Consider the following 18,848-nt stretch of genomic DNA (forward strand, 5'->3'; position numbering starts at 1 on the left):
TTGGACATGCTAACTTAGCCATCACAGAAAGTTAAGAAATAATCTTAATTTTAGCCTATGAAACAAGTCCGCAAAATTTATGACAAAGCTTTTAAAGGAAAAGCCGTTCAATTGAGTTATGATAGAACAAATGTATCAGAACTCGCCAGAGAGTTGGGAGTCACAGCACCACAGTTGTATAAATGGCGTAAAGAGTTTGAGGAATTTGGAGAAGGAAGTTTTCCTGGGAAAGGAAATTTAAAACTCACTCCCGAGCAAGAAAAAATCCACGAACTGGAGAAAAGACTCAAAGATGCCGAGTTAGAACGTGATATATTAAAAAAAGCAATCGGCATTTTTTCCAAGAGCGTTCGATGATTTATAGTTTCATAAAAAGCAATGAACAACTATTCCCGATTGAAAAAATGTGCAAAGTTCTACAAGTGAGCAGCGGAAGTTATTACCGATGGAAAAAACAAGCAATCACAGCAAGACAACAACTAAAAATTACCATAAAGGAACAGATAACATTGATTTATTTTGCAGCCAAGCAAAGATATGGAAGTCCTAGAATAACATTGGAATTACAGTATTTAGGTTATAAAGTTTCACGAATTACAGTTGCAAAATATATGAAAGAACTTGGCTTACGGAGCAAATTAAGCAAGAAGTTCAAAGTTACAACCAACTCAAATCATAATTATTTAGTTGTCGAAAATGTATTAAACAGAGAGTTTATTGTAAAAATGCCTTCAAAAGTTTGGGTTTCGGATATTACATATATCCAAACTAAAGAGGGGTTTGTATATCTGACCACTATTATGGATTTATACGACAGAAAAATTATCGGTTGGAGTTTGAGTGACGGAATGAGTACAGAAGAAACTACGCTTGGAGCTTGGAAAATGGCGGTTAAAAACCGAGATATTGATGAAGGTTTGATTTTTCATTCTGACAGAGGTGTTCAATATGCCAGTAAAAAGTTTGTAAATGTTCTTGATTCCTATAAAAAAATAACCCGCAGTATGAGCCGTAAAGGAAATTGCTGGGATAATGCTGTGGCGGAAAGCTTCTTCAAATCTTTGAAAACGGAATTGATTTATGGGAACAAACTGATTTCTAAAGAACAAATGAAACTAGAAATCTTTGAATACATTGAAATTTGGTACAATAGAAAAAGGAGACATTCTGCTTTGAATTATGCAACTATTGAAGAATTTAATAATCAAATTAATTACAAAAATGTAGCTTAACTTAATGTGCAGTTTTTATTTGCATATCCAGTTCACTATTAATTCTTTATAAATATTTTGAGTAAAGAATCTTTTCGATTACCTTTAAACTGTGAATGATATAACTTTTATTAACAATTGTATAACACTTTGAGCGTACAATCAAAATACATTTGTAATGTAATTATCACTTCTGCAAAAGGAGCTTTAATTATTTAAAGTGGATGTTTTTAAACCAATTCGGTTAAAAACATCCGCTAAAAAAAGTATAAATCTTAAAAAAGAAAAATCATGAATCTTAAAAGAATATTTGGAGCGTTACTTACTGCTCTTGGAATAGGTGGACTTATTTACACTGCAGTCATATTTGCAAGTACTTCAGGCGAAACAACGGATATTAAAGCACTAATCATTTACGGAGTATTAGGTATACTATTCTTTGTTTCAGGAATTAGCTTAGTTCGTACAACAAAAGACGAATCATAAATTATATTTCTGCCTGTATGATTCTATTTCTTTAAAACCAATTGAAACAAGCAAGCACAATAAATTGATTACAATCTATAACTTCCTTTTTATTATATAAAAGGAAGTTTTTTTATTTCCATAGTAATAGCTTTTTTTTTGCATTACCGAACTTAAAATACCAAATAAACCGCTCCATTTTTTAACTCACAGCAGTTTATTTTATAACCTACAAATATTCCTGTCTATTTCCAGAGTCTTTTCTGCCAAGACTCTAATTTCATTTCATAATAATCCTGAGATTTATCAGATTAGTAGAAATATTTTTTATAAAAATCCTTTAAAAACAACTACTTACCTATCACCTATGAGAAGTTGTATCGCTGAAATCATTTCTTTTTTTTAGTAAATCTAAATGGCCTGAGTACTTTGATCAACACCGAAATTGTAAAGATTTCATCCTGATTGATTTCAAAAGATTAATTTGACAATATGTGAAAGATGTAATACATATGATTAATTGTGTAATACTTTAGAAGTATTATAACTCCAACTTTACAATATCGAATTAATGTTCTTCAATAAAATAAAAAACAAATGAAAAGTACCATAACCAAAACTGATAAAAATGTCACGCTAGAAAAAGGGAAAGGAAATTCAAATGAAACATTTTCCGAAACTAGTGAAGGCTGTCGAAATATTTTTGTAGAGGAATTAAAAGAAATTTACTTTACAGAAAAAGCACTGATTATCTCGATTCCCGTATTGATTAAAAATGCTGTCACTGATGAACTAGCAGACGCACTCAAAGTGCATCTGCAATTTACAATAGACCATATCAAACGCCTGGAAGAATTTTTTAATTCCATTGGCGAAAAAGACATCATGTTGCAATATGAAGCAATGTATGGTTTGGTAACCCCACAAGAAAAACAAGAAATTACAATTAATCCTTCTAAAAAATAAAAAATGGCTATTCAAACTGTTAATCCATATACCAATAAAGTAGTACGCTCTTTTGAGGAAATGACTGATAAAGCTGTTGATATGTTGCTTGCGCAATCTGCAAAAACATTCAATTCATGGAAAGAAACTAATTACGAGCAACGTGCTCAAATATTGCACAAAGTAGCTGCTTTGATGCGTGAAAAAAAAGAATATCTAGCTAAAATAATAACACTGGAAATGGGTAAATTAATTGCTCAGGCCGAAGGTGAAATTTTATTGAGTGCTGATATTTTTGACTATTATGCTACTAACGCTGCGGAATTTTTAGCTGATAAAGAGTTAAAACCTGAATTTGGAAGCGCCTACATTCGTTGTAGCCCCATTGGTGTAATATTAGGCGTTGAACCATGGAATTTTCCGTTTTATCAAGTGGCGCGTTTTGCTGCTCCAAACCTTATGGTTGGAAACACGGTTCTTGTAAAACACGCATCAATGGTTCCTCAATGTGCCATTGCTATTGAAGATTTATTTAACGAAGCCGGAGCACCCAATGGTCTTTACACTAATCTTTTGATTTCTGGAAAAAGAGCATCTTCTTTGGTTGCAGACAAAAGAATAAAAGGAGTTTCACTTACCGGAAGCGAGGAAGCTGGTGCAAGTATAGCATCAGAAGCTGGAAAATATTTAAAAAAATCAGTACTGGAATTGGGTGGTAGCGATGCTTTCATCATTCTTGAAGACGCAGACATTGACAAAGCTGTTGAATGGGCAGTTGTAGGTCGAATCAATAATAATGGAGAATGTTGTGTGGCGTCTAAAAGATTTATAGCTGTAGAAGCAATTGCAGATGAATTCATTGAAAAATTCAAAGAAAAAATGTCCAACTTAGTTGTTGGTGACCCAATGAACTCCACAACAGAATTAGGGCCGATGAGCAGCGAAGAAGCTGCCGTACACATTATAGATCAAATTAGGAAATCTGTTGATGCTGGAGCAACCATTTTGCTTGGTGGAACTCGTTCTGATCTTCCAGGTGCTTTTGTACAGCCTACTATTCTAACTGATTTGAAGCCAGAAATTCCTGCTTATTATGAAGAAATATTTGGACCTGTAGCTTCTTTCTACAGAGTCAAAGATGAACAAGCGGCAATAACATTGACAAATGATTCCAGTTTTGGGTTAGGATGCTCCATATTTACTCAAGACATAGAACGTGGTAAACGTATCGCTGATAAAATTGATACTGGAATGGTATTTATCAATCACCCAACCTGGACCCAACCTGATCTGCCTTTTGGAGGAACTAAAAATTCCGGTTACGGCAGAGAATTATCTGAATTAGGAATTCAAGAATTTGTAAACAAGAAACTCATTCGTATTAGCGGGCTTTCGGATCCACTATAGAATAATTAAGGAACAAGATATTGGCCAAAATTCATATTACGGCAAAAAATATATAAATAAAAATGACTACAAATCAAATTGTATTGGCCTCAAGACCAAAAGGGATACCAACTCTGAGTAATTTTAGAAATGAAAATGTAAAAATGCCCGAAATTAAAAATGGAGAAATTTTAGTAAAAGTAATATACTTTTCTGTTGATCCTTACATGCGTGGCAGAATGAATGATATACAATCATATATAGAACCATTTCAAATTGATCAGCCAATAAAAGGTGCTGCAGTTGCAAAAGTAATAGAAAGTAAATCTAATAAATTTAAACCTGGGGAAGTCATTGTTGGTATGCTGCCTTGGAGCCAGCACTACATTTGTTCCGAAAAAGAAATCAAAAAAATTGATACTTCTATTGCACCGTCAAGTTATTATTTAGGTGTTTTAGGAATGACAGGACTAACCGCTTATTTTGGTTTTATGAACATTTGTAAACCTAAATCCGGAGAAACAGTTGTAATATCCGGAGCAGCTGGAGCTGTTGGTGTAGTAGTTGGACAGATAGCCAAAATTCAAGGCTGTAGAGTCATTGGAATAACTGGTTCTGATGAGAAAACAAATGTATTAAAGGATGACTTTGGTTTTGATGAAACTATCAACTACAAAACTACCAAAGATATCTCTAAAGCCATTGCTAAAATATGTCCCGATGGAGTTGATATCTATTTTGATAATGTAGGAGGTGACATTTCGGATGCTGTTATTGCAAATATGAATTTCCAGGGGCGTATCGCTTTATGCGGACAAATATCGCTATACAATACTATTGAAAAACCCATAGGGCCTCGCCTCCAACCTATATTACTGACCAGAAGTGTACTCATGCAGGGCTTTATAATCAGTAATTATCAAAGTGATTTTCCTGAAGGTATAAAACAGCTGTCTACATGGGTCAAAGAAGGTAAATTGAAATTTACTGAAACTATAGAACTTGGTTTTGACCAATTACCAAAAGCATTACTGGGATTATTCAAAGGAGAAAATACCGGAAAAATGATTGTTGAATCACAAATGCATTAAATTGTAAAAGACTTATTTATTGAGAAATACATTATTTTCTTAGCTATTTTAAATTTAAATAAATTAATTATAATTACCTTTATATCAATAATTTAAGATTATAAAACATGAAAACATTAGAATTATTCTTATCTAAAAAAGTTGGCGATTTAACATTAAAAAACCGAATTGTTATGGCACCAATGACAAGATGCCGAGCTATTGGGAATATTCCTAATGAATTGATGGCCGAATATTACAAACAACGTTCCGATGCCGGATTAATAATCACCGAAGGAACTTCTCCATCTCCAAATGGGCTTGGTTATGCCAGGATTCCAGGAATATTTAGTGAATTACAAGTAGAAGGTTGGAAAAAAACAACCAAGGCCGTTCATGAAAATGGTGGAAAAATAATTGTTCAATTAATGCACTCCGGAAGAATAAGTCATCCATTGAACATGCCTAAAGAATCACAAATTCTTGCTCCTTCTCAAGTGAAAGCCGCTGGACAAATGTGGACCGACTTGAAAGGCTTACAAGATTTTTCAATACCAAAAGAGATGACCGCACAAGATCTTTTACATGCTAAAACTGAATATGTAGCAGCTGCTGAAAATGCCTTATTTGCAGGATTTGATGGTGTCGAATTACATGGTGCCAACGGTTATTTGTTAGAAGAGTTTCTTTCGCCTATAAGCAATATCCGTACGGATCAATATGGCGGAAGCATTGAAAATAGATGCCGTTTTGTGATTGATGTTGTTACCGCAGTTGCACGAGCCATTGGAAAGGAAAAAACAGGCATTCGTTTATCACCCTACGGAGTAGCCAGTGATATGCCTCATTATCCAGAAATTGATGAAACTTACAATTACCTTACTAAAGAACTCAATAAACTGGATATTGCTTATATTCATCTTGTAGATCATTCCGCTATGGGAGCACCTGCTGTACCCTTGGAAATCAAGAAACTGATTCGTCATAATTTCAAGAACACTTTGATTCTTTGTGGTGGTTATGATAAAGAAAGCGCTGAAGCAGCTATTGAAAGCGGGCTTACCGACCTTGTTGCTTTTGGACGTCCTTTTATTAATAATCCTGACTTGGTGGAACGATTTAAAAATGATTGGCCTTTATCAGAAGATCTTAAAATCGATTTATTTTATTCGGCAGATGAAAAAGGATATACTGATTATCCAATTCATAAAACACAGTAATAGAATTATCACACCTATTAAACATTGAAATATTTATATCATATCAAACAAATGGTGTGTGAATAATGCAACTTATTTAATAAATTTTATAATTTTTTTTGGATGAATAGAATGAACTTTGTAATGTAAAATTTTAGTCTTAATTGCATTATACTGTTTTGAGAATTCAAAAGAAAAGAATTAGACAAAATCGTATTTAAGCACAAAAATTAAACAATAATAAAATTCAGAAATTATGAAACTACAAATAGGAATTACGCAAGAACATTTAAAAAACAGTATTTCAATTCTTTCTTCAACTTTAGCGAATGAAATGACTTTATACATCAAATTAAGAAAATTTCATTGGAACGTTTCAGGCGAAAGTTTTATGGAACTTCATAAATTATTTGAAGGTCAGTACACCCAATTAGAAAAATCTATTGATGAAGTAGCGGAACGCATTAGCAAATTAGGCGGGAAAACAATTGGAACAATGAAAGAGTTTTCAGATTTAACAATACTTAAAGAATCACCAAATCATTATCCTTCCCAAAAAGATATGATTAAAGAATTATTAGAAGATCATGAAACTGTTATTGTTCATTTAAGAAAAGATGTTGATGTTTCTGCAGAAGAAAATAAGGATGCTGGAACAGCTGATTTCCTGACTGGCTTGATGGAAGCACACGAAACAATGGCATGGACACTAAGAAGGTATTTAGAATAATTAAAACGAAATAAATAAAATGGAAAAATCAGAAAACGAAGTTTATTTAGCTTCTAAAAGTTATTGTAAAGTAGGTAAAATAACTCCCAGAGTCTATAACGAAGAAGATATAGCAAATACAGAAACCAGTTTTGAAAGTTTTGACGAAACGTTATGTATTAAAATGCTTTAGTTAAAGAGTTATGCTATTCAAAATTTCCATTCATTAAACTAAACTTTAACATGAAAAAATTAGAGAATAAAGTAGCGATTATAACAGGAGGAGCTGGAAGTATTGGTGAAACAACTGCAAAACTTTTCTTAGAAGAAGGTGCAAAAGTGATGTTGGTTGATTTAAATGAAGAAATACTTAAGGAGACTATTGAAAAACTAAATGATAAAAATGTCAAATATTGTGTTGCTGACGTGTCAAAATCTATAGACGTAGCAAACTATGTTAATGAGACTGTAAAAGCTTATGGAAAAATAGATGTATTTTTTAACAATGCTGGTATTGAAGGTATTGTGAAACCTATTGCTGATTATCCAGAAGAAATTTTTGACAAAGTTATTGCGGTTAATGTAAAAGGAACATGGCTAGGAAACAAATATGTTCTGCCACAAATGAATGATGGCGGGAGTATTATCATGACCTCGTCAGTAGCAGGAATAAATGGAAGTCCGAATGTAAGTGCTTATATCACCAGTAAACATGCTGTAGTAGGAATTATGCGAGCAACAGCTGTTGAAGGAGCAACGAGAAAAATTCGTGTAAACACTGTTCACCCTTCACCAGTTGATAACCGAATGATGCGTTCTTTGGAAGAAGGTTTTTCTGCAGGACATGCTGCCGAAGTTAAGAAAAATTTAGAAGCAACTATCCCACTAGGCCGTTATGCTGAACCAATTGAAATTGCAAAACTAGTAGTTTTTCTTGCCAGTGATGATAGTCAGTTTATTACTGGAACTACCCAAGTAATTGATGGTGGACTAAGTGTACAATAAATTTAGTAATGAAAGTTGGCAAAAATAACGTTTAGAATTTAAAACTCTAAACTATTCAAAAATAAGAATACAGTTCAAAAATGAACTACTAAAAATAATAAGATTAGGTTGGGTTTTTTGGTTAGGAAAAGGCTGTTGGCAACAACAGCTTTTTTATGGAAATAAACTACTTATTTTATTCCTTTTTTAACAAAAACCGTTTCAAATTCACCTTCAAATTAATTACTATTTCAACATTTTTATGAATATATTTTGAATCATCTTATCAAGATAGCGTCACTTCAATCTCATTATAATAGATTCATCTACTATTATTCTTTTTAAATATGTGAATTTTATAATTTTTATGTAAATTTATATAAACATTTATTAAAATAAATACCTGAAATTTAGACTATTATAATTTATATTTAAATAAGTAACCAAAATTATTCAGCTGTATTATCTAAAAAAGTTCATTATGAAAACAACCAAAAAATTAGGTGTCTGGATGGATCATTCCATTGCTTATTTAATGGAGTTTACATCAAAACATTTTGAAATAGAAACTATTGAATCAAAGCTAACAAATCAACAGAAAAACATAAGTTTAGCTGAATACGAAAGTTTAATAAAAAGTAAAGAAAAAAAACAGCTTTCTGATTATTATAAGAAAATAGGAGAAACCATAAAAAATTATAAACGTGTCATTCTCTTCGGGCCCAGTAATGCAAAAGTAGAACTGTTTGATTTTTTGAGTGAAGATGAGCGTTTTTTAAAAATTAAATTTGAGATTAAAAATACCGATAAAATGACGGCAAATCAGCAACATACTTTTGTAAAAGAATATTTTTCAGAAGCTTAATTCCAACTTTATAAAATAACTTTTAAATAAATAATAATAAACATGAAAACAAAAACCATAGGAATCGTATTGATTATTTTAGGAATAATAATGGTACTATACAATAGCTTCAATTTCACAACCACCGAAAAAGTAGTTGATATAGGCCCAATAGAGATAAATAAAGAAGTGAATCATCCAATGGCCTGGTCACCAGTAATTGGTATTGTACTTGCCGTAGGAGGTGTCGTTTTGATTGTGACGAGCAATAAAAAAAGTGCCTAAATTCAGTAACTGAAGCTCTTATTTTCATCTGTGAATAATGTAACATTTTAAAATAGTTATATAACTCATTTTACTGCTAATATTATGAATTTTGTATGGTAAATACATTTAAATAAAAACCATAATGACAATTAAATTCAATTCAATTAGTAGCAAATTATTCACGGGTGTTTCAGTACTTATCATGGCGTTATCTTTACATTCTTGCGGAAAAAATGTTTCTTTTCAAACTTCTTCGGTAGTTCCAGCAGCAGAGGGTGATGTAAAAGTGAATAAGGATAGCAACAAAAATTATTTGATTAAAATAAAAATATCAAATTTAGCAGAAGTTTCCAGATTAGAGCCTTCAAAAAATGTATATGTAGTTTGGATGGAAACTGATGAATCTCTGATCAAAAATATTGGACAGGTAAAAAGCGATACCGGATTTATGTCTTCAAAACTTAAGGCTTCATTTGAAACCGTTACTTCATTTAAACCATCAAAAATATTTATTACCGCTGAAGACCATCCAGATGTTAAATCTCCTGGAATGCAAATGGTTTTATCAACAAACAGATTTTAGATTTTAGATTTTTTTACTCAGATTATTAAATCAATTAATAATTTGAGTAATTTTTATAGGCTATTAAAATAATTATAAGTGTCAATTTAATTCAAGTGTAAGATGAATACAGCCAAATCAATTGTAGTATTAAACAATCTTATTGAGATCAATAACGATAGAATTGAAGGTTATGAAATAGCCACAAAAATAACGGAAGAAAATGATTTGAAAAATTTGTTTTCTGAATTTCAAGAAACCAGCTTAAAATGCAAATCAGAACTTGTTGAAGAGGTTAAAAAAATGGGAGGAATTCCTGTTGAAAAAACTAAAATTACAGCACGTTTATTAAAGTTTTGGCATAATTTCATGGCTACTCTCAACTATAGAGAAAGAGAAGATCTTTTAAATTCATGTGAATATGAAGATTTTGTAATCATGAAAAATTACAGGGATACTGTGTCAAATAATCTTGAACATCTTACCTATGAGTTACAAATAAAACTTAAAGCACAGCAACTTTTACTAAAAGCAGACCACGATAAAGTAAAAGAATTAGGAGATTTAATGCTTGTCTAATCGAAAAAAATATCAGTAGACAAAACCTTTAATCCCTTATGAATAAATAATACTACTATTAATTTTATAGTTTTTTGGTATTGTATCTCTGATAAATCATAAAAAAATCAATTGAAATTGTTCTTATGATAGTATGTTTTTGATTCCTGAATTCTACAATAAGAATATAAATAATTTTAGGACTATTTTTTAATTGAATAAAAAGATAAATAGGCTAATACATTATGATCCTTAAAAAATAGTAGCATACAATTGACTCCTTAGTTTATTCAAAATCCATAAACATCTAGTATACTCTTTAATAAAAAAACAATATAATGACAAATGAATAATATAGTAGCAGCTAAAAAAGAGAGCGTAATTAATTATATGAAAGATATTTTTAATGATGTAGGAAACGTGACAATATTTGCATTACGTTTTTTTAAAGAAGTCGTTAAGCCTCCTTATGAAATGAAGGAATTCATTAAACAATGTTATGTTATTGGATATAAATCTTTGCCATTAGTTACTATTACAGGTTTTATAATGGGATTAGTACTTACACTTCAATCCAGACCAACATTAGCTAAGTTTGGTGCAGAATCCTGGTTACCAAGCATGGTTGCCCTTTCTCTAATCAGGGAAATAGCTCCCGTGATTACCGCTTTGATCTGTGCAGGTAAAGTTTCTTCCGGTATTGGTGCTGAATTAGGTTCTATGAAAGTAACGGAACAAATAGATGCAATGGAAGTTTCTGCTATAAATCCTTATAAATATTTAGTAGTAACACGGATTTTGGCCACGACACTTATGATCCCACTTTTAGTGATTTATGCCGATGGAATTGGTATTCTTGGAGGATACGTGGGGATAAATATTCATAGTGATGTTAATTTTCATCGTTACCTAGCGCAAGTTTTAGAATCAATTACCTTTTTAGATATCTTTCCAGCGACCATAAAAACTTTTTTCTTTGGCTTTTTCATTGGTATGATAGGCTGCTATAAAGGTTTTAATGCGGCCAACGGGACAGAAAGTGTTGGTAAAGCCGCTAATTCTGCTGTAGTAACTGCTTCGCTAACTATATTTATTATTGATATGCTTGCGGTACAATTAACTGATTTATTTTTCTAATATGATACAAGAAAAAATAATACAAGAAACTACTCCAGTTTCTAAAACGGATACTGCAGTAATAGAAATAAAAGAACTCTATAAATCCTTCGGTAAAAACGAGGTTTTGAAAGGGGTCAATCTTACTGTGAAAAAAGGAGAAAACTTGGTCATTTTGGGAAAATCGGGCTCTGGTAAATCAATTACCATAAAATGCATCGTAGGATTATTGGCTATAGATAAAGGTGAAATAAACGTATTTGGCACTGATATTACTAAACTGGATAATGCCGGACTTAACGAAATTAGGGTCCGAATCGGATTTTTATTTCAAAATGCAGCTTTGTATGATTCCATGAGCGTTCGGGATAATCTTGGCTTTACTTTAAAACGACATGCAAAAGATTTATCTTCAGAGGAAGTAGAGAATCAAATTAAAGAAATTTTAGAAAGTGTCGGTCTGAGTGAAGCCATTGATAAAATGCCTTCGGAATTATCAGGTGGTATGCGCAAAAGAATTGGGCTTGCTAGAACTCTTATTCTAAAACCAGAAATCATATTATATGATGAGCCGACTACTGGATTAGATACTATAACTTCAAGAGAAATCAGTGAATTAGTATTGGAAATACAGAAAAAATATAAAACATCATCAATAATAATTACACATGATATGGCTTGTGCAAAACATACCAGTGATAGACTGATGATTTTAAAAGACGGTATCATCCATGCCGAAGGGACTTACGAAGAATTAGAAAAAAGTGACGACGAATGGGTTCGTTCTTTTTTCATATAACCAATAAAAAATAAGAAATGAATAAAGAATCTGGATACCAATGGAAATTGGGAATGTTTGTAATTATAGGATTAGTCCTTTTTGTAGGAACCATTTATTTTGTTGGAAAACAAAAAAATCTATTTGGATCCACATTTGAATTGTATTCAAAATTTAATTCGGTCAACGGACTTGAGATAGGAAATAATGTTCGTTTATCAGGTATTAATATTGGTACTGTTGAAGAGATTGAATTTTTAACGGATACTTCTGTGGTTATCAAATTAGTTATAAAAGATGAAGTTCGTAAATACATCAAAAAAGATGCTTTTGCCAGTATTAGTTCCGATGGTTTGATGGGCGACAAAGTCCTTACAATTTCTTCTGGCAAAAATTCTTCGAACATTGTTGTAGAAAATAATGATTATATCGCTTCAAAGAAAGCCGTTGAAATGGATGATTTAATGAATGGGATTAAGAAGAGTGTTGATAATGCAAGCGTTATAACTTCTGAAATTGCCAAATTCAGTTACAGCATGAATAATGGAAATGGTGCTTTGTCTAAATTGGTTTCCGATGAAGAATTTGGTAACAGTATAAAAAACATGATTGGTAATCTTGAAAATAGCTCGACTGAATTCAAAAAATTCACCGTTAAAATGAACGATGGAAAAGGAGCGTTATCAAAACTGGTGAGTGATGAAAGAATGGGAAAAGTTATTGATTCTTCTTTAACGAATGTCAAATCAGCTACAAAAGGTCTTAATGAAGTCATAGAGGCTGCCAAACATAATTTTTTGTTGAGAGGTTTTTTTAATAAAAAGAAAAAGGAGGAAGAAAAAAAGGCTGAGGAAGCTTTAGAATTAGAAGAGGCTGAAATGAAGAAAGAATTAAAAATAGATATTGAAAATGATTCTTTAAAATAATTTTCATTCTAAAAAACATTTAAAAATGAATAAGTCTTTTTTTAGAACCTTCAAAGTGCGAATCCTATAACATAATACGGAAGTACTATAATAATTCTAGATAAAGTGGTTAATATCTTTACCTAGTTGAAAAAACTTAAAACTAAAAAAATGAAAAAAATGAAAATTATTCTGTCCTTTATCATGCTTGGATTATTAATAACTTCATGTAACAATGATGATGATCAAGCAGCCAAGTATCCTTATGCTGTGAGACTAACTGATGCTCCAGGTCCTTATGATGAGGTAAATGTAGACATACAAGGAGTAGAAGTTATGGGTGAGGATGGTAAAACTGTCATACTAAATGTAAAGAAAGGTATTTACAACTTACTTGAGCTTTCTAACGGAGTTGATGTGTTAATTGCAACCGACTCATTAGAAATGTCTAAAGTAACTCAAATAAGACTTATTTTAGGAGCAGAAAACACGGTAGTACTTGACAACGTAACGTATCCTTTGAGCACTCCAAGTGCAGAACAAAGCGGTTTGAAACTTCAAGTCAACCAATCTCTTAAAGAAGGAATATTATATAGCGTTCTTCTTGATTTTGATGCCAACAAATCAATAGTTAATTTAGGAAATGGAGGGTATCAATTGAAACCGGTCATTAGAACAATAGAAAAAGCAACCAGTGGTTCTATAAAAGGCATGATTACTCCTGGAGTTATGGCTGTTGTAGAGGCAAAATCAACTACAACCCTACTGTCTTACTCAACTAATGTAAATGAAAATGGTGAATTTATGGTTATGGGACTTCCTCCAGGAATCTATACCATAACTGTAACTCCCACATTACCTCTATTACCTGTTATAAAAACTGATGTTGTTGTAACTGCGGGTCTGACAACAGACATCGGAATTTTAGTAGGTCTGTAAAAACAAAATACGGGTTACTTTCAAAACGCTCCTTTCTCTAAAGAAAAAGGAGCGTTTTCATTAATAGAATATCAATCTAAAAAACTAAAATTAAATTATCATGAAAACTGAAAAAGAACTTAACGAAGCTATTCTCAAAATTACTTCCAAAATACATAATGAATATCCCGAATTATCAAAATATTTATTAGAAATCCCAATAACGATTCCGGAGGTGAGTTCCCCAGAAATAAATATTAAAATTCTAACCGATTATTATGAAACCCTAGAGAATATTCTTAAAAAATACATTCCAAACCATAACTAGATTTGGAACTGAAAAAATAAAAGCCCCATTATCTTTATGCATTATTTTAAGCTTCTTCTGTGGAATCCAATAAATTTTTGAAAAGTTTTGTTGATTTTAATAAAATCTGTGAATAAAACAAATTTTTTATAAAGTTATACAAGAGATTTTATCTACAAACTGACCAACTTTGTAAAAGTGAAAATTATTTTACGTGCAATAAACAAAAAAAAATGAATTCAACGGAGCTAGCGGGAAATTGGGAAGAACAAAAGGAAAAACTGAAACAAAAATTTGCAGCTTTGACTGAAAATGATTTGTTTTTTTCAGATGGTAAGAAAGAGGAAATGATCGAAAAACTTAAAGTCAAATTGGGTATAACCAAAGAAGAATTACTTAAAATTATAGAAAAACTTTAAACAATCCCCTTTTACCAACCATTTACTATTTTAATAGTAGTTCCAATTAAAAAAATTTTGGTTAACAATTACAATTTTACTATCTTTAATACATTATAACTAACTAAGCAAAAGCTATTTAAAACAAATTCTTTTGCGAATTTTATCAAAAAAATATAAAAAAATGAAAAAAATAATTTTTACACTTGCCATCACAACATTCATGGCTGGAACTGTTTTAGTAGGTTGTCAAGATTCCTCAAAAAAAGAAGAAGCTGCTAAAGATAATGTTGAGGAAGCAAGAGATAATCTTAATGATGCAAAAGAAGAATTATCAGATGTAAGAGCCGCTGCTACCGAGAAAGAATGGAATGATTTCAAAGAAAGTACGGATGCTACTATTAAGCAGAATGAAATGCGAATAGCAGAAATGAAAGCTAACATGAAGAATACTGGTAAATCAATTGATGAAGCCTATGCTAAAAAAATTGAAGAGCTAGAAGAAAAAAATAAAGAAATCAAACTTAAAGTTGAGACTTATAAAAATGATGCTAATAGCGATTGGGAATCTTTCAAAGAAGAATATAAACGTGATATGGATGGACTTGGCCAAGCATTAAAAAACTTGACAGTGAACAATAAGTAGTGAATTATAAAGGCGAGTTTTGAACTCGTCTTTTTTATTTTATATTGTTCATTATGGTAACAATCTTTAAAACGAAACAATTACAACACGTTGAGGTGTGAATAATATAAATTTAACTAAAAGTATTGTAACAATGTAGCGCTGTAAGATGTTGATATTTGTATTATAATAATTCAATAAAAAACAAATAAAATGAAAAATTCAAAAAAACTAATTTTCGCTTCATTAGTATTAAGCTTTATGTCTTTTACAGCTGTTCAAGCTCAAGAAAAAACTGCCTCTTTTGGTTTTAAAGGAGGACTAAACTTCTCAAATCTATATACAGATAATGTAGATGATAATAATGTATTAACGGGTTTCAACGCCGGGTTGTATGCTAAGTTTCCTATTAGTAATAATATCGCGATTCAACCTGAAATTAGCTATACTACAAAAGGTGCTGAATTAGTATACAATAACGCTTTTGTACAAGGAACTGCTAAATTCAATGTAAACTATATTGAAGTACCCGTTTTATTAGTAATGAATATTACAGATAATTTTAATGTACATGTTGGTCCTTATGCTGCCTATATGGTAAGCGGAAAAACAACAAATGATTCCAATTTTAGTAGTTCTGAAAACGAATTAGACACTAATGATTTCAATAAGTTTGACGCTGGTCTTGCTGGAGGTTTAGGGATTGATTTAGATGTAGTAAACTTTGGGGTACGTTACAATTATGGATTAACTAAAATTGGAAAAGACGATAGTTTTATTTCTTCAGATGCAAAAAACAGTGTTTTAAGCGCATACATAGGTCTTAGACTAAACTAAAAATTAATCATTAAAACTAAAAATCATGAGCAACCTTCTTTACACCATCGCAGTAATCTTAGTTATTTTTTGGGCAATTGGATTCTTCGCATATAGTGCAGGATCAATTATTCACATCCTTCTAGTCATTGCAGTTATAGCAATTCTATTTAGACTTATCTCAGGTAGAAAAATTTAATTCAATCACTATTGAAAACTTTAATAAAAAAAATAATTAAAAATAAAAAATAATGAGCAATCTTCTTTATACCATAGCAGTAATATTAGTCATTTTTTGGGCTATTGGATTTTTTGCATTCAGCTTAGGATCAATAATACACATTCTTCTTGTTATTGCAGTAATAGCAATACTATTTAGACTTATTTCAGGTAGAAATATCTAATAAAATAATCAATAATAAAATAAATAATTATGAAAGCAGATAAAATAATATTAGGAGTTTTAGGTGGAGTTGCCGTTGGAGCATTATTAGGAGTATTGTTTGCACCTGAAAAAGGCGATAAAACGAGAAAAAAAATAATGGATAAAAGCAATGACTATGCTGATGAGTTGAAAGACAAATTAGATACATTATTAGGTTCAATTACCCAAAAATACGAGAAAATTTGGAAAGAAGGAGAATCTTTAGTTTCTGAAGGAAAATCAAAGTTTTACGATGCAAAAAATGAAGGCGAAGCTTTACTTGCTGAAGGAAAATCAAAATTTTACGATGCAAAAAACGAAATTAAAAATACGAATATCTAATCCGATATTTAATTTTTAAAATTTCAATAAATAAGTACGTTTACAAATTATATCATGGAAAACAACGCAACAACAATAGAAATGCTTTTTGAAAGAGCAGAGGATTACACTAGAACAACAGTAGAATTGGCAAAGTTACATACAGTCGATAAAGCTGCTGATGTCATGTCTTCTCTACTCTCTCGATTGGCCGTTTCTATTGTTTTTGCAATGTTTGCCTTTTTGGCAAATATTGGACTTTCCTTATGGATTGGAGAATTAGTTGGAAAACTATATTATGGTTTTTTTATAGTATCTAGTTTTTATTTACTAATTGCAATTATTCTTTACATATTTAAAAATGAGTGGATTAAAACACCTATTAGCAATTTTATGATTGTTAAAATGCTTAAAAAAAATTAATATGAAAAAGATAAACCAAACAGAAATTCTTAAGGAAACTATCTTGTTAATGAAGATGAAGCAAGCTGACGAATTAGTACAACTCAAAGATCAGTATCATTATACCATTGAAAGTTTAAAACCGTTGAATTTAATCAAAAACGCTTTTGGTCAAATGGCTACAACTTCTGAATTTAAAGGTAATATACTCAGTAATGTCATAGGGATATCAACAGGATACTTGGCTAAAAAAGTGTTATTAGGATCAACCCACAATCCAATCAAAAGAATATTAGGAACGTTATTGCAATTTGTAATAACAAATGTCGTTACAAAACATTCCGATAAGTCCACAGAGGAAAATTCACAAAATATTTAATTCTGATTTTATTTCTGGAATAAAAATGCTAAAATGAATTAAACAATTCTTTTTTTTCCTTTAACTAAATTAAATACACCTGTAATACTCTTATAAATTCTTTCGTTTAACAATATCAATTAAAAAATTTAATTTGAAAATACATGGACAAAAGAATAAAAAAAGAGGCATTACTTATTGCTAATAATGAACTTGTTTTTCAAAACCTAGAAAAAGAAAAACGAGCAGCAGAATTATTAATAGCCAACAAGCAACTTGTTTTTCAAAACCTAGAAAAAGAAAAACGAGCCGCTGAACTATTAATTGCTAACAAAGAACTTGCTTTTCAAAACCAAGAAAAAGAGAAACGAGCTGCCGAACTACTAATTGCCAACGAAGAACTTGCTTTTCAAAACCAAGAAAAAGAAAAACGAGCTGCCGAACTACTAATTGCCAACGAAGAACTTGCTTTTCAAAACCTAGAAAAAGAAAAACGAGCCGCTGAACTACTAATTGCTAACAAGGAACTTGCTTTTCAAAACCTAGAAAAAGAAAAACGAGCTGCTGAGCTACTAATTGCTAACAAAGAACTTGCTTTTCAAAATCTGGAAAAAGAAAAACGAGCCGCTGAACTACTAATTGCTAACAAGGAACTTGCTTTTCAAAACCTAGAAAAAGAAAAACGAGCTGCTGAGCTACTAATTGCCAACAGAGAACTTTCTTTTCAAAACCAAGAGAAAGAGAAAAGAACGGCTCAATTAATAAAAGCTAATTTAGAACTCAAAAGAGCCAAAGAATATCAAAATGAATATACCAATGGATTAGAGGAAATTATGTTTATAACTTCCCACAAAGTAAGACAACCCATTTCTAATATTTTAGGCATTTCTTACCTCCTGAATCAGCCTTCAAATTCACCCGAAGAATTGAAAGAATCCTTATTTTACATGAAACAATCTGCTTTAGCTCTTGATACCTATACTAAAGAACTAACTGTTTTTATTTTCAACTTGAAGCAAAAAGGAAAAAAAATCAATAAAATTGAGAATTAAAACCTTAATTTTTTTGTTCTATTCCAAAAATAAAATTCTGTGTATTCAATCTTTTGTTTTGACTATTTATAGTCCATTTTAATTACCCCCTACATTTTTTTCAATTTCACCTTTCTTTCTAAAGTAGTGCTCTAAAAGATGTTTTTAGAATAATTACTTGTCTAATTTCCCAATTTTTTCAGGAAGTACCTTAACTTTTGTTACTAAAATAAAAGAATAAATTATTGA

General features: G+C 31.0%; 27 protein-coding genes. All 27 read left to right on the forward strand.

What is annotated here, in order from left to right:
- Nucleotides 1-57 precede the first annotated feature (57 nt).
- The 27 genes from BMX64_RS08475 to BMX64_RS08590 all read left to right on the forward strand — a co-directional run bounded on the left by BMX64_RS08475 (nt 58) and on the right by BMX64_RS08590 (nt 18,620).
- Nucleotides 58-1,232, forward strand: a protein-coding gene (locus tag BMX64_RS08475) for an IS3 family transposase (RefSeq protein ID WP_244273223.1) whose coding sequence is annotated in 2 segments (ribosomal slippage) — nt 58-325 and nt 325-1,232 — 1,176 coding nt in all. Because the reading frame shifts where the segments join, the coding sequence is not laid out codon by codon here.
- A gap of 270 nt (nt 1,233-1,502) precedes the next feature.
- Complete coding sequence (locus tag BMX64_RS08480) at nt 1,503-1,697, forward strand: hypothetical protein (protein ID WP_091170203.1); 195 nt, start codon at nt 1,503-1,505, stop codon at nt 1,695-1,697.
- A gap of 576 nt (nt 1,698-2,273) precedes the next feature.
- Nucleotides 2,274-2,642, forward strand: a complete 369-nt coding sequence (locus BMX64_RS08485; protein ID WP_091170207.1) for a DUF892 family protein — start codon at nt 2,274-2,276, stop codon at nt 2,640-2,642.
- Between the two features lie 3 nt (nt 2,643-2,645).
- Nucleotides 2,646-4,028, forward strand: coding sequence for an NAD-dependent succinate-semialdehyde dehydrogenase (locus tag BMX64_RS08490; RefSeq protein ID WP_091170213.1), 1,383 nt, complete (start codon nt 2,646-2,648; stop codon nt 4,026-4,028).
- A gap of 62 nt (nt 4,029-4,090) precedes the next feature.
- On the forward strand, nt 4,091-5,098 hold the full coding sequence (locus BMX64_RS08495; protein WP_091170216.1) for an NADP-dependent oxidoreductase: 1,008 nt from the start codon (nt 4,091-4,093) through the stop codon (nt 5,096-5,098).
- A gap of 107 nt (nt 5,099-5,205) precedes the next feature.
- Nucleotides 5,206-6,297 carry an alkene reductase gene (locus tag BMX64_RS08500; RefSeq protein WP_091170221.1) on the forward strand — a complete coding sequence of 364 codons (1,092 nt, stop codon included), beginning with the start codon at nt 5,206-5,208 and terminating at the stop codon, nt 6,295-6,297.
- A gap of 235 nt (nt 6,298-6,532) precedes the next feature.
- The gene (locus BMX64_RS08505) at nt 6,533-7,006 is read left to right on the forward strand and encodes a Dps family protein (RefSeq protein ID WP_091170225.1); all 474 of its coding nucleotides are present in this window, start codon (nt 6,533-6,535) and stop codon (nt 7,004-7,006) included.
- Nucleotides 7,007-7,025: 19 nt separating this feature from the next.
- On the forward strand, nt 7,026-7,178 hold the full coding sequence (locus BMX64_RS15700; protein ID WP_167543044.1) for a hypothetical protein: 153 nt from the start codon (nt 7,026-7,028) through the stop codon (nt 7,176-7,178).
- Nucleotides 7,179-7,228: 50 nt separating this feature from the next.
- A complete protein-coding gene (locus BMX64_RS08510; protein WP_091170229.1) occupies nt 7,229-7,990 on the forward strand; it encodes an SDR family NAD(P)-dependent oxidoreductase in 762 nt (253 codons plus the stop codon).
- A 460-nt stretch (nt 7,991-8,450) separates the two neighbouring features.
- Nucleotides 8,451-8,834 (forward strand): hypothetical protein, encoded by a 384-nt coding sequence (locus BMX64_RS08515; RefSeq protein WP_091170232.1) that lies wholly within the window; start codon nt 8,451-8,453, stop codon nt 8,832-8,834.
- A gap of 42 nt (nt 8,835-8,876) precedes the next feature.
- Nucleotides 8,877-9,098 carry a hypothetical protein gene (locus BMX64_RS08520; RefSeq protein ID WP_091170235.1) on the forward strand — a complete coding sequence of 74 codons (222 nt, stop codon included), beginning with the start codon at nt 8,877-8,879 and terminating at the stop codon, nt 9,096-9,098.
- A gap of 124 nt (nt 9,099-9,222) precedes the next feature.
- Nucleotides 9,223-9,663 carry a hypothetical protein gene (locus BMX64_RS08525; protein ID WP_091170240.1) on the forward strand — a complete coding sequence of 147 codons (441 nt, stop codon included), beginning with the start codon at nt 9,223-9,225 and terminating at the stop codon, nt 9,661-9,663.
- Nucleotides 9,664-9,765: 102 nt separating this feature from the next.
- The gene (locus tag BMX64_RS08530; protein WP_091170244.1) at nt 9,766-10,221 is read left to right on the forward strand and encodes a PA2169 family four-helix-bundle protein; all 456 of its coding nucleotides are present in this window, start codon (nt 9,766-9,768) and stop codon (nt 10,219-10,221) included.
- Between the two features lie 369 nt (nt 10,222-10,590).
- Complete coding sequence (locus BMX64_RS08535) at nt 10,591-11,337, forward strand: MlaE family ABC transporter permease (RefSeq protein ID WP_396180372.1); 747 nt, start codon at nt 10,591-10,593, stop codon at nt 11,335-11,337.
- Between the two features lies 1 nt (nt 11,338).
- Nucleotides 11,339-12,115 (forward strand): ABC transporter ATP-binding protein, encoded by a 777-nt coding sequence (locus BMX64_RS08540; RefSeq protein WP_091170249.1) that lies wholly within the window; start codon nt 11,339-11,341, stop codon nt 12,113-12,115.
- Nucleotides 12,116-12,132: 17 nt separating this feature from the next.
- Nucleotides 12,133-13,020, forward strand: coding sequence for an MlaD family protein (locus tag BMX64_RS08545; protein ID WP_091170254.1), 888 nt, complete (start codon nt 12,133-12,135; stop codon nt 13,018-13,020).
- A gap of 249 nt (nt 13,021-13,269) precedes the next feature.
- Nucleotides 13,270-13,938, forward strand: coding sequence for a DUF4382 domain-containing protein (locus tag BMX64_RS08550; RefSeq protein ID WP_244273273.1), 669 nt, complete (start codon nt 13,270-13,272; stop codon nt 13,936-13,938).
- A gap of 100 nt (nt 13,939-14,038) precedes the next feature.
- On the forward strand, nt 14,039-14,245 hold the full coding sequence (locus tag BMX64_RS08555) for a hypothetical protein (RefSeq protein ID WP_091170259.1): 207 nt from the start codon (nt 14,039-14,041) through the stop codon (nt 14,243-14,245).
- Nucleotides 14,246-14,457: 212 nt separating this feature from the next.
- Entirely contained in the window at nt 14,458-14,643 is a 186-nt protein-coding gene (locus BMX64_RS08560) for a CsbD family protein (RefSeq protein WP_091170263.1), read from the forward strand.
- Between the two features lie 163 nt (nt 14,644-14,806).
- The gene (locus tag BMX64_RS08565) at nt 14,807-15,268 is read left to right on the forward strand and encodes a sll1863 family stress response protein (protein ID WP_091170266.1); all 462 of its coding nucleotides are present in this window, start codon (nt 14,807-14,809) and stop codon (nt 15,266-15,268) included.
- A gap of 192 nt (nt 15,269-15,460) precedes the next feature.
- Nucleotides 15,461-16,084, forward strand: a complete 624-nt coding sequence (locus BMX64_RS08570) for a porin family protein (protein WP_091170270.1) — start codon at nt 15,461-15,463, stop codon at nt 16,082-16,084.
- A gap of 25 nt (nt 16,085-16,109) precedes the next feature.
- On the forward strand, nt 16,110-16,262 hold the full coding sequence (locus BMX64_RS15580; protein WP_121365230.1) for a lmo0937 family membrane protein: 153 nt from the start codon (nt 16,110-16,112) through the stop codon (nt 16,260-16,262).
- Between the two features lie 52 nt (nt 16,263-16,314).
- A complete protein-coding gene (locus BMX64_RS15585) occupies nt 16,315-16,467 on the forward strand; it encodes a lmo0937 family membrane protein (protein ID WP_143056069.1) in 153 nt (50 codons plus the stop codon).
- Nucleotides 16,468-16,496: 29 nt separating this feature from the next.
- Nucleotides 16,497-16,829, forward strand: coding sequence for a YtxH domain-containing protein (locus tag BMX64_RS08575; protein WP_091170274.1), 333 nt, complete (start codon nt 16,497-16,499; stop codon nt 16,827-16,829).
- A gap of 54 nt (nt 16,830-16,883) precedes the next feature.
- On the forward strand, nt 16,884-17,231 hold the full coding sequence (locus tag BMX64_RS08580) for a hypothetical protein (protein WP_091170278.1): 348 nt from the start codon (nt 16,884-16,886) through the stop codon (nt 17,229-17,231).
- Between the two features lies 1 nt (nt 17,232).
- A complete protein-coding gene (locus BMX64_RS08585) occupies nt 17,233-17,589 on the forward strand; it encodes a hypothetical protein (RefSeq protein ID WP_091170282.1) in 357 nt (118 codons plus the stop codon).
- A gap of 143 nt (nt 17,590-17,732) precedes the next feature.
- Nucleotides 17,733-18,620 carry a coiled-coil domain-containing protein gene (locus BMX64_RS08590; protein ID WP_244273274.1) on the forward strand — a complete coding sequence of 296 codons (888 nt, stop codon included), beginning with the start codon at nt 17,733-17,735 and terminating at the stop codon, nt 18,618-18,620.
- Nucleotides 18,621-18,848: the final 228 nt, after the last annotated feature.

The organism is Flavobacterium sinopsychrotolerans (assembly GCF_900110375.1).
In the GTDB taxonomy this organism is placed as follows: Bacteria; Bacteroidota; Bacteroidia; order Flavobacteriales; family Flavobacteriaceae; genus Flavobacterium; species Flavobacterium sinopsychrotolerans.

Coding starts and splice junctions, on each gene's coding strand:
- BMX64_RS08480 (WP_091170203.1), top strand. CDS start 1,503: ATGAATCTTAAAAGAATATTTGGAGCGTTACTTACTGCTCTTGGAATA.
- BMX64_RS08485 (WP_091170207.1), top strand. CDS start 2,274: ATGAAAAGTACCATAACCAAAACTGATAAAAATGTCACGCTAGAAAAA.
- BMX64_RS08490 (WP_091170213.1), top strand. CDS start 2,646: ATGGCTATTCAAACTGTTAATCCATATACCAATAAAGTAGTACGCTCT.
- BMX64_RS08495 (WP_091170216.1), top strand. CDS start 4,091: ATGACTACAAATCAAATTGTATTGGCCTCAAGACCAAAAGGGATACCA.
- BMX64_RS08500 (WP_091170221.1), top strand. CDS start 5,206: ATGAAAACATTAGAATTATTCTTATCTAAAAAAGTTGGCGATTTAACA.
- BMX64_RS08505 (WP_091170225.1), top strand. CDS start 6,533: ATGAAACTACAAATAGGAATTACGCAAGAACATTTAAAAAACAGTATT.
- BMX64_RS15700 (WP_167543044.1), top strand. CDS start 7,026: ATGGAAAAATCAGAAAACGAAGTTTATTTAGCTTCTAAAAGTTATTGT.
- BMX64_RS08510 (WP_091170229.1), top strand. CDS start 7,229: ATGAAAAAATTAGAGAATAAAGTAGCGATTATAACAGGAGGAGCTGGA.
- BMX64_RS08515 (WP_091170232.1), top strand. CDS start 8,451: ATGAAAACAACCAAAAAATTAGGTGTCTGGATGGATCATTCCATTGCT.
- BMX64_RS08520 (WP_091170235.1), top strand. CDS start 8,877: ATGAAAACAAAAACCATAGGAATCGTATTGATTATTTTAGGAATAATA.
- BMX64_RS08525 (WP_091170240.1), top strand. CDS start 9,223: ATGACAATTAAATTCAATTCAATTAGTAGCAAATTATTCACGGGTGTT.
- BMX64_RS08530 (WP_091170244.1), top strand. CDS start 9,766: ATGAATACAGCCAAATCAATTGTAGTATTAAACAATCTTATTGAGATC.
- BMX64_RS08535 (WP_396180372.1), top strand. CDS start 10,591: ATGAAAGATATTTTTAATGATGTAGGAAACGTGACAATATTTGCATTA.
- BMX64_RS08540 (WP_091170249.1), top strand. CDS start 11,339: ATGATACAAGAAAAAATAATACAAGAAACTACTCCAGTTTCTAAAACG.
- BMX64_RS08545 (WP_091170254.1), top strand. CDS start 12,133: ATGAATAAAGAATCTGGATACCAATGGAAATTGGGAATGTTTGTAATT.
- BMX64_RS08555 (WP_091170259.1), top strand. CDS start 14,039: ATGAAAACTGAAAAAGAACTTAACGAAGCTATTCTCAAAATTACTTCC.
- BMX64_RS08560 (WP_091170263.1), top strand. CDS start 14,458: ATGAATTCAACGGAGCTAGCGGGAAATTGGGAAGAACAAAAGGAAAAA.
- BMX64_RS08565 (WP_091170266.1), top strand. CDS start 14,807: ATGAAAAAAATAATTTTTACACTTGCCATCACAACATTCATGGCTGGA.
- BMX64_RS08570 (WP_091170270.1), top strand. CDS start 15,461: ATGAAAAATTCAAAAAAACTAATTTTCGCTTCATTAGTATTAAGCTTT.
- BMX64_RS15580 (WP_121365230.1), top strand. CDS start 16,110: ATGAGCAACCTTCTTTACACCATCGCAGTAATCTTAGTTATTTTTTGG.
- BMX64_RS15585 (WP_143056069.1), top strand. CDS start 16,315: ATGAGCAATCTTCTTTATACCATAGCAGTAATATTAGTCATTTTTTGG.
- BMX64_RS08575 (WP_091170274.1), top strand. CDS start 16,497: ATGAAAGCAGATAAAATAATATTAGGAGTTTTAGGTGGAGTTGCCGTT.
- BMX64_RS08580 (WP_091170278.1), top strand. CDS start 16,884: ATGGAAAACAACGCAACAACAATAGAAATGCTTTTTGAAAGAGCAGAG.
- BMX64_RS08585 (WP_091170282.1), top strand. CDS start 17,233: ATGAAAAAGATAAACCAAACAGAAATTCTTAAGGAAACTATCTTGTTA.
- BMX64_RS08590 (WP_244273274.1), top strand. CDS start 17,733: ATGGACAAAAGAATAAAAAAAGAGGCATTACTTATTGCTAATAATGAA.